Here is a 13,761-nt window from a genome sequence, read left to right as displayed (position 1 = left end):
ATAAGTCCTAAAGGTCAGGCAGCGGCGCCGACGGGATCGGCACCATAGGAATTGGAGCCCGTGGTGCCCTTGAGAAAACCGAGCTGCACGAGCATGTAGATGGCAAAAATGCCAAAGATAAGATTGAGCGCGGTCAACCAGAACGGCGGCTGCGGCAGCATCACGCCACCCCCGATATCCACCACCGAAAAGCCGATGCCGGTCGCGGTTAAGAGGTTGAGCAGCACGCTGGCGCCGAGCAAGATCTTGAGGTCCATGCCATCGCTGCCGCGGTCATGCCGGCGCTTCATGCCGAGATTGTAGGTCGGCCACAGCAGGGCCAGGTTCAGCAACACATAGAGCCAGGCAAGAATGGTGAAATTGCCAAAGGCAATGAAGTTCAAGACGATGCTGACCACCAGCGCGATGACGAAAACGGCGAGCACGCCGATCCACCATTGCTGGCGGCCGATCCGGCCTTCAGACGTGGTCAATAGTGCAACGATTTTATCCATGACTTCCCCCACATTGGCCCGGAATCATTCCGGCGCAATGCGAAGAGTAGGATGACAGCGCGGCAAGAGCCAGCGCTGCCTATTATGTGCACCGAACCCCGACTTAGTCGCGCAACAGTTCGTTGATGCCGGTCTTCGAGCGCGTCTGCGCATCGACCGTCTTGACGATCACAGCGCAATAAAGGCTCGGGCCCGGCGTGCCATCCGGCAGCGGCTTGCCCGGCAGTGAACCTGAAACGACGACCGAATAGGGCGGCACTTTGCCCATATGCACTTCGCCGGTGGCGCGATTGATGATCTTCGTCGAAGCGCCAATGAAGACGCCCATGGAGATCACCGACCCTTCGCCGACGATGACGCCTTCGACGACTTCCGAACGCGCACCGACAAAGCAATTGTCTTCGATGATGGTCGGATTGGCCTGCAGCGGCTCGAGCACGCCGCCAATGCCGACGCCGCCCGAAAGGTGCACATTCTTGCCGATCTGCGCGCAAGACCCCACCGTGGCCCAGGTATCGACCATGGTGTTTTCATCGACATAGGCCCCGAGATTCACAAAGCTCGGCATCAGGATGACACCCTTGCCGATAAAGGCCGACTGGCGCACCACGGCGCCCGGCACGGTGCGGAAACCGGCCGCGCGATACTGGTTGTCGCCCCAACCCACAAACTTGCTCGGCACCTTGTCGAACCAGTTGGCCCCGCCCGGCGCGCCTTCGATGAGCACATTGTCATTGAGACGGAAGGACAGCAGCACGGCCTTCTTCAGCCACTGATTAACCTGCCACTCGCCATCGACCTTCTCGGCCACGCGAGCCTGTCCGCTATCGAGCAGGTTCAGCGCCGTTTCCACCGCATCGCGCACTTCGCCTTTGGTCGAGAAATTGATCTCGGCCCGGTTCTCAAAGGCGGCTTCGATGATGGTGGAAAGCTGGGCGTTCGACATGACGGCTCCTACGGAAATGCTGGCGCGGACCATAGCGGGGACAGGCGGAGTGTCAACGAAATCTCGCCCGATCCGCCGCTCTCCCCATCCCCCACGGTGTCATTCCCGCGAAAGCGGGAATCCCTGTTTCCGCCGACTAGGAGATTCCCGCTTTCGCGGGAATGACGTCGTGAGACGCTAAAGCTTCGGCGACACGATCTCTTTCCACGTATCCAAAAACCGTTGCCGCCTGAGCGTGTCGAGCGCGACAAGCAGGCTTGGCCCCAGCGGAATGGCCTGGATCACCCCGCGCCCCCGCGCTGCAATCGCCTCGCTGGTCCAGTCCCCGCTCGATCCCGGCACCACCGACCCCAGCGCCGTACCGCCCGCTGCAATTGCCTGTCCCGCGGGCGAAAGCGCAAAATCGACAAATGCCCGCGCCAGGCCGACCTCTTTCGCCTCGCGGGGAATAAGCATCGAGCGCGTCAGCACCAGCACATAATCGTCGGGCACCACGATCTCGATATTGGCCCCCTCCGCCTGCCGCGCAAAGGCATAGGAGCCCAACACATTATACCCAAGCGCCAGCGACCCATCGGCCACGCCATTCAAAATCGCCGGGCTCGAGCCCGAAAACTGTGCCCCGACACGTCCAAACGCCGTCGCCAGCCGCCAGAAGGTCGAGGAAATCGTCTGGTCCTGCGCCGCCAACAGATAGCCCACGCCCGACAGCGCAATGTCATAGGTCGCAATCTGCCCGCGGAATTTTTCCGTTTCCGTCTCCAGCAGCTCCGCCAGTTTCAGATGCGTCCGCGGCACGTCTTCGAGCGCAATCCGGTCGGGATTGTAGATGATCACCGCCGGCTCGAAGGTGAAGCCAAACACCTCGTTGCGCCAATGCGCCCAATCGGGCAGGTCGCCGAGATAGGGACTGTCATAGGCCAGCGCATGCCCGTCATTGGCGAGTTTGAGCTGCAGGTCCGAAGCCGACGAAATCAGCAGATCGGGCGCCACCGGCAGCGTGCCATCAAGGAACTGCCGGAACAGCGGCAGCGAATCCATCTCCTCATAGGTGACCGTCACCTCGGGCCGCTCCGCCTGAAAACCGGCGACAAAGGCCTGAAACACCTTTGTATCCGTCACCCCGACAATGGTGAGCACAGTCCCGCTCGACCCATCCGGCGCCGGATAGTTCGTCGATGCTGCCTCCGCATTGCCCGGCACCAGCAACAGTGCGGCAAGCGCCAGCCCTGCAAATGCCACGAGCCCAGCCCGCCGCGACACCCGCGTCAGCGGCAGCGCCACCTCGACCACCAGCCCACCACCCGCGCGGTCACCAAACCGCAGCTTTCCGCCATGCGCCCCGGCTACGCGCGCCACAATGGAAAGCCCCAGCCCTGACCCCACCGTTCCGGCGCTTGCCTTGCCGCGCTTGAAGCGTTCGAGCACGCTGGCCTTCTCCTCGTCATCCATCCCCGGCCCGCGATCCCCCACCGTGACCACCAGTTCGTCGGCCGCGATCGCTGCACCGATTTCCACCGGCCCCTCGGAATACGTGAGGCCATTGTCGATCAGATTGCGCATCATCTCGCGCAGTGCCACGCGATCCCCACGCACCTGCACGGCCTGCGCCGCGTCCGAAGCATCGAGCGAAACCCGTTCCAACTGCTCGCCATCGAGCCGCTGGCACACTTCCTCGATGATCCCCCAAAGCGCCACCATCTCGCTGTCCTGCGCTTCAAGGCGATGCGAAATCGTCGCGTCCATCAGCAACTGGCTGACTAACTGGCTCGCCTGCACCGCGCCCGTATGAATGCGCCCAACCCGCCCGCGCATGGCCTCCAGGTCCTGCTCATCCATCGCCACTTCCGCCTGCGCCCGCAGCGAAGCGAGCGGCGTTCGCACCTCATGCGCGGCTTCCGCCACCAGCCCGCTCACCCGCTCCATGGTCTTTTGCAGCCGCCCCATGAACCCATTGAGTGCCGCCACGAGCTGCCCCACTTCCACCGGCACCGGCACGCTGACCGGCGACAGATCATCGGGCGGCCGCGCCGCCAATTCGTGCTCCAGCTCGGTCAGTGGCGCAAACATGCGCGAAATACCGAACCACACCAGCCCCACCGCAAGCAGCGTCAGCGCAATCACTGGCACGATGGCATTGGACAGGATTTCATTGCTCAGCGCCTCGCGCTGGTTCTGCGTCTCGGCAACGTGGATCGTCACCCATCCCGTATCGCTCGCCGTCGAAATCAGCCGCCCGATCGACGCCACTCGCACCAGTTCGCCGTGGTACAAAATATCGGCAAAGCGCGGCTCCGCCGAACTGGTCTCGTCCATCTGCGCTGCGAGGTCTTCATAGCCTGTCACCGTCCCTCCACCCGGCCCTTCGACAGCATAGAAAACCCGATCAGCCCCCGAAAACATGGCAAAGGCAGCAAAGGGCAATTCGACGATAACGGTCTCGTCCTCGACCTGCACTGCTCCGCCAATCGTCAGCGCGGAAGCCGCCAACAACCGATCAAAAGCCCGATCCGCCGCCCGCTCGGCATAGTCGCGAATGAAGACAATAAGGATCACCGCAGCCGCGAGCAGCAGCACCGTAGCCAGCGCCAGAATGCGTCTGCGGATGGAAAAGGACTTTTTAGTGGGCACGCCGGGTCACCCCCTCCCATCCTCCCCCATCAAGGGGGAGGTGCAGGGACTGTGGTTGTGACGAGAAAGTGCCAAGCACGCGATGCAACACCTCCCCCTTGATGGGGGAGGATGGGAGGGGGTGGCGGCAAGCACGGTGTAAAAACTACCCATTCACCGCCCGCGCCACATAACCAACCCCGCGAACCGTCCCGATCTCCACCCGCGCCGGCTCCAGCTTCTTCCTCAATCTCGAAATATGCAGCTCCAGCGCATTGATCGACACGGTCTCATCGAAATTGAACAGCTGGTTCATCAACCGCTCCTTGGCGACCACTTTTCCCGCGTGCGTAAGGAGAATCTCGAGCAGCCGAAACTCCCGCCGCCCCAGCTCCAGCGCCTTGCCGCCCACACTGGCATTGAGCCCCGCCAAATCCAGCTCCAGATCCCCCAGCGCTAGCACACTGCTCGTCTTCCCGCCCGTCCGCCGGATCAACGCCCGCAACCGTGCTTCAAGCTCGCGCAGATCAAACGGCTTTACGAGATAATCATCCGCTCCAAGATCGAGCAGGCTCACCTTGTCGTCGATCTCCGAGCGGGCGGTAATGACCAGGATTGGCGCCGAAAATTTCTCCCGCCGCAGCTCCGCAATAAGACCGATCCCATCGCGATTGGGCAGCATCAGGTCGAGCGCCACCGCGTCGAAATCCTCGCCCTTGGCCGCGGACACCACATCGGCGCCGTCGCGCACCCAGTCGACCGAGTGACCAGCCGTGCGCAGCCGTCTTTCGATGGCCTCGCCCAGGTCCTCATTGTCTTCGACAAGCAAAATTCGCATGCGCGGTTGGTCCCCCAGCGCCGATATTATCGAAGGCGAACGCCGCGCGAAACCGGCTTACATCACCTGCGCCAGAAACACCCCGGCAACGCCGATCACACACAGCGCCGCGATCCCCGCCGCCAGCACCATCTGTTGAATTCGCTGCACCTGCGCGCCGCGCCTTGCGTCGAGCCGCAACTGCTTCAGTCCCTCTGCTCCGAGATCGGCCATGCTCTTCCCTCTGCGTGCTTCCGGCCCTTGCAGAGCCGGTCATCGACATTGGGCAGCCGCCTTGAAAAAGGGCCGTTTCTCACCCGCCTCAGCACGATAGCCTCGCTTGGCCTGATGACGAATTGCAGTTTGCGAGCGCGGTTAATTTGTCTTAAATCTTCACAATCTACATCTTGTATGGAAGATGTTGAAAGCCTCTCCCGAACATGGCACAAGTCTGCCATGACCCAGCCAGCACACCTTCATCCCGATCGTCTCTTCCCCGCTTCCGAGCCCGCGCAGTCCATCGCCAGGGATCTCTATCCGGCGGTGAAAGACCTCCCCATCGTCAGCCCGCATGGCCATACCGACCCTTCCTGGTTCGCCCAAAATGGTCGCTTTGCCAGCCCCACGGCCCTGTTTCTGACGCCCGATCACTATGTGCTGCGCATGCTCAAAAGCCGGGGCATCAGCTACGACGCCTTGGGCATTCCCCGTAAGGATGGAAAACCGGTGGAAACCGACGGCCGCAAGGCCTGGCGCCTCTTTGCCGACAATTATTACCTGTTCGCCGGCACGCCCTCGAAAACCTGGGTCGATCACTCGCTCCACGCCGTCTTCGGCATCACCGAAGAGCTCTCGGGCAAAACCGCCGACAGCATTTTCGACGCCATCGATGCAAAACTCGGCGCGCCCGAACTCTTGCCGCGCGCCATTCTCGAACGCTTCAACGTCGAAGTCATCGCCACCACAGAATTCGCGCTCGATCCGCTAACCCACCATCAGTCGATGGAAGGGCAGGGCCTCATTGGCCAGGTCCGCACCACCTATCGCCCCGATGACGTCACCGACCCCAGCCGCCCCGCCATCGTCGAAAACCTGAAGAAATTCGGCGAACTGACCGGCGAAGACATCTCCAAATGGGATGGCCTCATCAACGCCCACCGCAAGCGCCGCGAATACTTTCGTCGTTTTGGCGCCGTCGCCACCGACCATGGCGTGCCCACGGCCAACACTGCTGATCTCCCGTTGGTAGAAAAGCAGGCCTTGTTGGAAAAAATTCTGGCCGGCAAGCACGACGCCAATGACGCCGAACTCTTCCGCGCCCAGATGATGACCGAAATGGCGCTGCTTTCGGTCGAAGACGGCATGGTCACGCAGATCCACGCAGGCTCGCGCCGCAATACCGATCCGCTGCTGTTCGGTGAACGCGGCCCCGATCTCGGAGCCGATATTCCCGGCCCCACCGACTATGTCGGCGGCCTCCGCGCCCTTCTCTCGCGCTGCGGCAACGAGCCCAATCTGCGGCTCATCATGTTCGTCCTCGACGAAACCACCTATGCCCGCGAGCTCGCCCCCATGGCCGGCTATTGGCCCAGCCTTCTTATTGGTCCCCCCTGGTGGTTCCACGATTCGCCGCAGGGCATCCGTCGCTATCTGGACCAGGTCGTCGAAACCGCCGGTTTTTACAACTTGGCCGGCTTCAACGACGACACCCGCGCGCTCCTCTCCATCCCCGCCCGCCATGACGTCTGGCGCCGCGAAGTCTGCGGATTTTTGGGCCGCTGGGTTGGCGAAAACCGGCTGACCAAGTCCTCGGCCGAAGAGATCGCCAAGCACCTGAGCTATCAGGCGGCCAAGGACGCTTATAGGATCAAGTAGGCCGTGGCTCCTTCCTTCCTCTCCCGCTTGCGGGAGAGGGGGACCATGCTAAGCATGGTGGAGAGGGGGGCCAAACGCACTGGCGCTCGTGCAGAGCGGGGCGAAGCCCTAGATATTTCACCCCGCCACACCCCCCCTCCACCGCCTGCCGGCGGTCCCCCTCCCCCGCAAGCGGTGGAGGTTAGCTCCCGATAACCACCACACTTTCATCACCTTCTCGCGCCAACAGCGATTGAGCCGTCGAATCGCACGCCGCCTTCTGCTCTAATGGCGCCATGATGAATCAGTCTCCTGCAGAAACCGCGCTCAGCCGCGCCATGATCCGTTGGTCCCTGACAAAATCCACGCCCGTGGCCGAAACGCCGCGCAGCTGGCTCTTTCGCGTCGAGCAGAATGGGCGCAACTTCGCGGCGCTGAAAATCATCAAGCCTGAAGCATCAAAGGAAGAGGGGAGGGGCGTCCGCCTTCTCCAATGGTATGAAGGCGACGGCGCCGCCACCGTATTCGATAGCCATGGCGATACAATCTTCATGGAATGGCTCGACGGGGGTACGCTGGGCGAACCCGTTCGCGCCGGTAAAGACGATGAGGGCACAATCGCCATCGCCACGGTCGTTGCCAGCCTGCATAGGCCGAGGCCAGACGCCCCAGAAGATTTGCAGCCCCTTCGCGATCGCTTCCAGACGCTGTTCGATACCGATGTCCGCGCTTGGCCCCACACCGCCCGCGATCTCTATGCCCGCTCCGCCGGCATCGCGCTAAAGCTTTTCGATAAGCCGAGCGCCATCGTGCCGCTCCACGGCGACCTGCACCACGACAATATCCTGAGCTCCGATCGCGGCTGGCTCGCCATCGACCCCAAGGGGCTCGTGGGCGACCCTGCCTATGAGACCGCCAACATCTTTATCAACCCCCAGCGCGCCGAGAAGATCGCTTCCGATCCTAGGCGCATCGCTGCGCGCGCCGATATCCTGTCCCAGCGCCTGGGCTACAATCGCAAGCGCATCCTCGGCTGGGCCGCTGCCCATGCCGCTCTCTCGGCCTGCTGGGATCTCGAAGAGGGCAACCCTATCGTCGGGCAACTCGCCTGCCTCCCAAACCTCCTCAGCGCCTACGACCTTGCCTGATCGCCCCGGAAATCCCTCGATGACGAATTTCTCCCGCCGCGCAGTTCTTGCTCTTGGCGCCATGAGCCTCATCTCGGCCTGCTCGGCCACCATCCCGCCGCTGCCGGCAAACACATCGAACCGTCCGGAAAGCCTGACGCGCGACGAAATCCTCTCGGCCATCAACGCCACGCGAAAAGCCAACGGCGCCCCGCCGTGGACCTACAATCCACGCCTTGAAGCCGCTGCTCTTTCGCAGGCCCGCCTGATGGCTCGTCAGGATAAGCTCAGCCACGATCTTGGTGTGACTCTCCGCCAGCGTGTCACCGAAGCGGGCTATCTCGGCGCGGTCGGCGAAAACGTCGCCAAGGGCTACAAGACCCTCCCTGACGTCATCGGCGGCTGGCTCGAAAGCCAGGGCCACCGCAACACGCTGCTCTCGTCAAAGTTCACCGAGTTTGGCCTCGCCGTTGCGCGCACCAATTCGGGCAAGCCCTACTGGGCCATGATCGCCGGCGGCAGCTTTGATGCGTGGCGCGTCTACGAATAACCCCGGCCGAAGACAAGCACCGTCTCGATATTCCCATCCCCGCCAGCAATCGGCGACACCACGCTCAATCGATGCGCAAATCCCTGCGCTTCGACAAAGGCGATCACCTCGAGCATAGCGCGAGCACTGGACTCAACGTCTGTGACAATCCCGCCCTTGCCAACAAAATCCCGCCCCACCTCGAACTGCGGCTTGAAGAGGATCACAGCGTCAGCGCGAGCCGCGCAAAGCCCCAGCGGCGCCTCCAGCACTTTTGTGACGGATACAAAGCTCACATCCGACACCAGAAGCTCCACCGGCTCGGGAATCTCCGCACGCGAAAGTTCCCGCGCGTTGAATCCCTCAAGGCTCACGACGCGCGGATTGCCCTTGATCCTCTCGTGCAATTGGTCATGCCCCACGTCCACGGCAAAAACCTTTGCCGCGCCGCGCTCCAGCAAAACTTGAGTAAATCCCCCGGTGGACGAACCCACATCGAGGCAGGTCTTCCCCTCGACATCGATCCCACCCGCATCGAGCCCTGCCACCAGTTTCAGCGCCGCCCGCGATACATAGCCCGCTGCCGGATCATCCAGCGCGATTGCATCATCCGCGCTAACCATCTGGTTGGGCTTCTTCGCCTTCTCGCCATTCACGCTGACGGTGCCACGCAGAATCGCATCGCGTGCGCGCGCCCGGCTGGGCAGCAGCCCCCGCTGCTCAAGCGCCAGATCGAGCCGTATCCGGCTCACTGCCCGACGAGCCGCTTGACCTTGGCCAGCGCCGTATCCTGCGCCTCTTCATAGGCGACGGTGCCCTGGAACGAGCCGTTCTTGTCGATCAAGAACGTCAGCGCCGTGTGATTGACGAGATAGAACTCGCTCTCCACATCGCCCGCCTTTTCCGAAAACACGCCAAACGCCGCCTTCACTTGGTCGGTCGCCGCTTGATCGCCCACCAACCCGATCACACTGGGATCAAACCCTTCCACGTACGACTTCACCATTTCCGGCGTATCGCGCTCGGGGTCGACAGTGACGAAAATGATCCGCAGGTCTTCCGGGCTCAACCCCAGTTGCGCACGCCAGGCCGTCGTTTCAGCCAGCGTCGTCGGGCACACATCAGGGCAGAACGTATAGCCAAAGAAGATCAGGCTCGGCTTCCCCACCAGATCCTTCTCGGTAAAAGTCCCGCCCTGCGTCGAATTCAGCGCAAAGCTCTGCCCATTCAGCCCCAGCGGCCGCTGCGGCGGCCGAAACACATAAAGAAACGTCGCCCCCAGCGCCGCCACGGCCACCAGCACCCAAAGCACAATACGGAAATTGCGCAGCGTTTTGTTCGTCGTCATGTTCGGTTCCTGCCGATCACCCCCTCCCATCCTCCCCCATCAAGGGGGAGGTGCAGATCGAGTGTGTGGCGCGATTTCATCAAAACCACTGTCCCCAACCGAATTTGCCACAGCGAATTCGGTGACACCTCCCCCTTGATGGGGGGGGCGGGAGGGGGTGGTACCCCACGCTCAAACATCAGTTCGCGTCGAGCGGCTCAGTGCCCACGGCCTTACCCTCACGGCTGAGCGTAATTTTCTCGATTCTTGCTTCCGCCGTCTTCAGCAGCATCTCGCAATGCGCCTTCAGTGCTTCGCCGCGCTCATAGATGGCGATGGATTCGGCCAGCGGCGCGCGTCCGCTTTCGAGCTTCTGCACGATCTGTTCGAGCTGCTCCAAAGCCGCTTCGAAGCTCAGGGTTTTCACATCCTCGGCAATCTCGGCCATGGCGCCATCCTAAAAATTGAGAGAACTCGTCGCCCCATCCATCAGCATGGCCACGTGCTGGCGCACGCCTCCGGCAAGGCCCTTGAGGTCATAGCCACCTTCGAGCAGCGACACAATGCGATTGCCGCAGCGGCGCTCTGCCACATCCATCAACTTTCCCGTGACCCAGGCAAAGTCCTGATCCACCCATTCGAGCTGCGCCAGCGGATCCCGCTCATGCGCATCGAAGCCGGCCGAAATCAGGATCAGGTCCGGCGCAAAATTATCCAGCGCCGGTAGGATGATTTCATTATAGGCCGCCCGCATTTCCGAGCCATCCGTATGCGCCTTCAGCGCCGCGTTGACGATATTGCCCACGCCATGCTCGCTCGGATGCCCCGTGCCGGGAAAGAGCGGCATCTGGTGGCTCGATGCATAAAACACGCTGGCATCGTCATAAAAAATGTCCTGCGTTCCATTGCCGTGATGCACGTCGAAATCAATGATCGCGACCCGCTCCGCCCCATATTTTCGCTGTGCCTCACGCGCCACGATGGCCACGGTATTGATGAGGCAAAACCCCATCGGCCGGTCGATCTCGGCATGGTGCCCCGGGGGGCGAATGGCACAAAAGGCATTGTCCACTTCGCCCATCACGACCGCATCGAGCGCCGCCATGGCCCCACCGAGCCCGGTCGCCGCCGCCGAAAGCGATTGGTCCGAAATATAGGTATCAGGATCAAGTTGCCCGATGCCTTCCGCCGGCCGCGCCATGCGCAATCGCGCCATATAGCGCTCGTCATGCACGAGTTCAGCGAGCGTAATGTCGCCATAGGGCGCCTCGCGCCGCACCAGTCGGTCGAACTCGTCCGTCGCCAGCGCCTCCTCGACCGCAATGATGCGATCGGCCCGCTCCGGATGCCCGGGCGGGGTCCGGTGGTCGGCAAAGTTGGTCTGGCTGACGAGAAGCGTTGTCACTTGTGGCCTCTGGGAGCGCTTTCAGGAAAAGTGGATAGCACTTTTCTGGTGCAAAAGCGCGACAAACGCAGGGCGCCATATGCGCCCCAATGTCTTGACGGCGCTTGAGCTGCTTGTCAAACACCGCCCATGAGCACCTTTCCCGACGACGAGGCCATTGCCGAAGCCGCAGCGTCCCTCCGCGCCGGCAAACTCGTCGCCTTCCCGACCGAGACGGTCTACGGCCTCGGCGCCGATGCGACCAATCCAGATGCCGTGCTCTCGATCTACGAAACCAAGGGCCGCCCCCGCTTCAACCCGCTGATTGCCCATGTGGCCGATCTCGAAATGGCCGAACGGCTCGCCGTATTTTCCCCTCTCGCGAAAAAGCTCGCCGAAAAATTCTGGCCCGGCCCCCTCAGCATCGTGGTTCCCCTGCGCCCCGGCCACGGTCTCGCCGATGTCGCCACCGCTGGCCTCGACACGGTGGCCATCCGCATGCCCGATCATCCGGTGGCTCTGGCGCTCCTCCGCGCCACCGGCCGCCCGCTCTCGGCGCCCTCGGCCAATCCTTCCGGCAAGCTCTCGCCCACCACAGCCGAGCAGGTCCGCCGTGGCTTTGGTGGCAAGGTACCAGTCCTCGATGGTGGCCCCTGCAAGGCCGGCGTTGAATCGACCATCGTCGCCGTCGATGGCGAAACCATCATCCAGCTCCGCGCCGGCGCGCTCGCCCGCGAAGACATCGAAAAAGCCTTCGGCCGCAAAGTTTCCCGGGCCGCCAAAGGCGCCAAAATCTCCGCCCCCGGCATGCTCCTCAGTCACTATGCCCCCAACGCCGCCATGCGCCTCGACACGGTACCCCAAGCCGGCGAAGCCTTTCTGGCTTTTGGCGCGAGCGCAGACTTCGCCGGCGAAACCCGAAACCTCTCCCCCACCGCCGACCTCCACGAAGCCGCCCGCAATCTCTTTTCCATGCTGCATGAACTGGACGCAACCGGCGCAAACCTGATCGCGGTGGCCCCCATTCCGCATGAGGGTCTAGGCGAAGCAATCAACGATCGGCTGGAAAGAGCAGCAGCTCCGCGGGAGTAGGGCGGCTACATCGGTTGCCCTCAAATCTCCCTCTCATCCACCGCGTCATTCCCGCGAAAGCGGGAATCTCCCTTCACCTCCGGCAGAGATTCCCGCTTTCGCGGGAATGACGCAGTGCTAGATTGATGGAATTCTGCTGTCGGGGCGCAGCGATGGACAAGGAATTTTACGTCTACATCCTGACCAACAAGACAAAATCTGTCGTCTACACCGGGGTGACGAGCGACCTCATCGGCCGCACCTACATCCATCGCAACGACCTGCTCGATGGCTTCAGCCGGCGCTACCATGTGCATTATCTGGTCTGGTACGAGCACCAAGGCTCGGCCGAAGGCGCCATCATGCGCGAAAAACAGATCAAGAAATGGAATCGCGCCTGGAAGGACGAACTGATCTCAGCGATGAACCCGGATTGGCGGGATCTCTATCCTGAGATCGCAGAGCACTGGGGCTGAAATGCTCCGCCCCAGCTCCCGTTTGTCACCGCGTCGTTCCCGCGAAAGCGGGAATCTCACTTCGGCAGGGCAGAGGGATTCCCGCTTTCGCGGGAATGACGCCGGGGTGAGGGAGGGCCGATGCCCCCTTAATCCCTGACCTTATACGGCTTCTGATCTCGCATGAACCGCGCCAGTGCCTCGAGATCCGGATCCCCACCCGGCGGCAGCACCACCCGGATATTCACATAAAGGTCGCCATCGCCGTAGAGGCCCTTGCCCTTGAGGCGCAGCGCCTTGCCGGTATCCACGCCCGGCGGCAGGTTCAGTTCCACCGAACCGTCCAGCGTCGGCACGCGCACCTTGGCGCCCAGCACGGCTTCGTAAAGCGTCACCGAAACATCGGTGCGCACATCGCTGCCGTCACGCCGAAACACCTTCGATTTCTCGAAGCGCACCGTCACCAGCGCATCGCCGGGCTCGCCAAAGGCATTGGCCGTGCCCTGGCCCTTGAGCCGGATCTGCTGACCTTCTTCCACCTTCTCGGGCAGTTTGACGTTCAGCATTTTTCCCGATGGCATGCGCACCGGAATGGAAGCCGCCTTGTGCGCATCTTCCAGCGATACGGTCGCATTCACGACCACATCGTCGCCCTTCATGCCGCCGCGCGTCTGCGCGCCCGCACCGGCGCCCATGCCACCGGCAAATGGGTCCCATTGCGCGCCACCGGCACCACCGGCCCGGCCGCCAGCACCGCCGCGCGGCTGGCCACCAAAGCCGCTCATGAATTCTTTCAAAATGTCTTCGGCCGAAAATCCGCCCGCGCCAGCGGCACCCGGCCGCGCGCCACGTCCGGCACCGCCGCCAAAGCCGCCATTGCCGAAGCCGGCAAAGCGCGGATTGCCCTCGGCGTCGATTTCGCCGCGGTCGAACTGGCCGCGCTTTTCGGCATCGTTCAAGAGGTCATAGGCATGCGTCGCCTCGGCAAATTTTCCATGTGCCGAAGGGTCGTCGGGATTCTGATCGGGATGATACTTCTTGGCCAGCTTGCGATAGGCGGACTTGATGTCCTTCTCGCTTGCGGACCGCGGCACCCCGAGCACGGTGTAAGGATCGCGCATTTGGTCCAATCTGTTTGGGTCGGGCG

15 protein-coding genes are annotated in these 13,761 nt (G+C 62.4%); 5 read left to right on the top strand and 10 right to left on the bottom strand.

Annotated features, from left to right (window positions below; all coding sequences use genetic code 11):
- Positions 1–14: 14 nt before the first annotated feature.
- The 5 genes from J7557_RS11930 to J7557_RS11910 form a co-directional block, all read right to left on the bottom strand.
- Complete coding sequence (locus J7557_RS11930) at positions 15–494, bottom strand: DUF805 domain-containing protein (RefSeq protein WP_291420287.1); 480 nt, start codon at positions 492–494, stop codon at positions 15–17.
- Positions 495–597: 103 nt separating this feature from the next.
- Complete coding sequence (dapD, locus tag J7557_RS11925; RefSeq protein WP_291420286.1) at positions 598–1,440, bottom strand: 2,3,4,5-tetrahydropyridine-2,6-dicarboxylate N-succinyltransferase; 843 nt, start codon at positions 1,438–1,440, stop codon at positions 598–600.
- 177 nt (positions 1,441–1,617) lie between these two features.
- Positions 1,618–4,071, bottom strand: coding sequence for an extracellular solute-binding protein (locus J7557_RS11920; RefSeq protein WP_291420285.1), 2,454 nt, complete (start codon positions 4,069–4,071; stop codon positions 1,618–1,620).
- A 145-nt stretch (positions 4,072–4,216) separates the two neighbouring features.
- Entirely contained in the window at positions 4,217–4,888 is a 672-nt protein-coding gene (locus J7557_RS11915) for a response regulator transcription factor (protein WP_291420284.1), read from the bottom strand.
- Positions 4,889–4,945: 57 nt separating this feature from the next.
- On the bottom strand, positions 4,946–5,101 hold the full coding sequence (locus J7557_RS11910) for a hypothetical protein (RefSeq protein ID WP_291420283.1): 156 nt from the start codon (positions 5,099–5,101) through the stop codon (positions 4,946–4,948).
- A 222-nt stretch (positions 5,102–5,323) separates the two neighbouring features.
- Here J7557_RS11910 and uxaC point away from each other — a divergent pair, with 222 nt between their 5' ends.
- The 3 genes from uxaC to J7557_RS11895 all read left to right on the top strand — a co-directional run bounded on the left by uxaC (position 5,324) and on the right by J7557_RS11895 (position 8,398).
- A complete protein-coding gene (uxaC, locus tag J7557_RS11905; RefSeq protein WP_291420282.1) occupies positions 5,324–6,742 on the top strand; it encodes a glucuronate isomerase in 1,419 nt (472 codons plus the stop codon).
- Positions 6,743–7,017: 275 nt separating this feature from the next.
- On the top strand, positions 7,018–7,869 hold the full coding sequence (locus J7557_RS11900) for an aminoglycoside phosphotransferase family protein (RefSeq protein WP_291420281.1): 852 nt from the start codon (positions 7,018–7,020) through the stop codon (positions 7,867–7,869).
- Positions 7,870–7,888: 19 nt separating this feature from the next.
- Positions 7,889–8,398 (top strand): CAP domain-containing protein, encoded by a 510-nt coding sequence (locus tag J7557_RS11895; RefSeq protein WP_291420280.1) that lies wholly within the window; start codon positions 7,889–7,891, stop codon positions 8,396–8,398.
- Here the strand turns inward: J7557_RS11895 and J7557_RS11890 are convergent.
- The 4 genes from J7557_RS11890 to J7557_RS11875 all read right to left on the bottom strand — a co-directional run bounded on the left by J7557_RS11890 (position 8,389) and on the right by J7557_RS11875 (position 11,109).
- Positions 8,389–9,129, bottom strand: a complete 741-nt coding sequence (locus tag J7557_RS11890) for a TlyA family RNA methyltransferase (RefSeq protein ID WP_291420279.1) — start codon at positions 9,127–9,129, stop codon at positions 8,389–8,391. The genes J7557_RS11895 and J7557_RS11890 overlap by 10 nt on opposite strands.
- A complete protein-coding gene (locus J7557_RS11885) occupies positions 9,126–9,725 on the bottom strand; it encodes an SCO family protein (protein ID WP_291420278.1) in 600 nt (199 codons plus the stop codon). The genes J7557_RS11890 and J7557_RS11885 overlap by 4 nt, the downstream gene beginning before the upstream one ends.
- A 178-nt stretch (positions 9,726–9,903) precedes the next feature.
- Entirely contained in the window at positions 9,904–10,152 is a 249-nt protein-coding gene (locus J7557_RS11880; RefSeq protein ID WP_035083659.1) for an exodeoxyribonuclease VII small subunit, read from the bottom strand.
- 9 nt (positions 10,153–10,161) lie between these two features.
- A complete protein-coding gene (locus J7557_RS11875) occupies positions 10,162–11,109 on the bottom strand; it encodes a histone deacetylase family protein (protein ID WP_291420277.1) in 948 nt (315 codons plus the stop codon).
- Between the two features lie 129 nt (positions 11,110–11,238).
- On the opposite strand from J7557_RS11875, the gene J7557_RS11870 reads away from it, so the two are divergent.
- A complete protein-coding gene (locus J7557_RS11870; RefSeq protein WP_291420276.1) occupies positions 11,239–12,180 on the top strand; it encodes an L-threonylcarbamoyladenylate synthase in 942 nt (313 codons plus the stop codon).
- A gap of 152 nt (positions 12,181–12,332) precedes the next feature.
- Positions 12,333–12,635 (top strand): GIY-YIG nuclease family protein, encoded by a 303-nt coding sequence (locus tag J7557_RS11865; RefSeq protein WP_291420275.1) that lies wholly within the window; start codon positions 12,333–12,335, stop codon positions 12,633–12,635.
- 128 nt (positions 12,636–12,763) lie between these two features.
- Here J7557_RS11865 and J7557_RS11860 read toward each other — a convergent pair whose 3' ends face one another.
- Positions 12,764–13,735 (bottom strand): DnaJ C-terminal domain-containing protein, encoded by a 972-nt coding sequence (locus tag J7557_RS11860; RefSeq protein ID WP_291420274.1) that lies wholly within the window; start codon positions 13,733–13,735, stop codon positions 12,764–12,766.
- Positions 13,736–13,761 lie beyond the last annotated feature (26 nt).

The sequence above is a fragment of the Devosia sp. genome (genome assembly GCF_017744655.1).
Taxonomy (GTDB): Bacteria; Pseudomonadota; Alphaproteobacteria; order Rhizobiales; family Devosiaceae; genus Devosia.
This window is presented reverse-complemented; position numbering and strand designations above follow the sequence as displayed.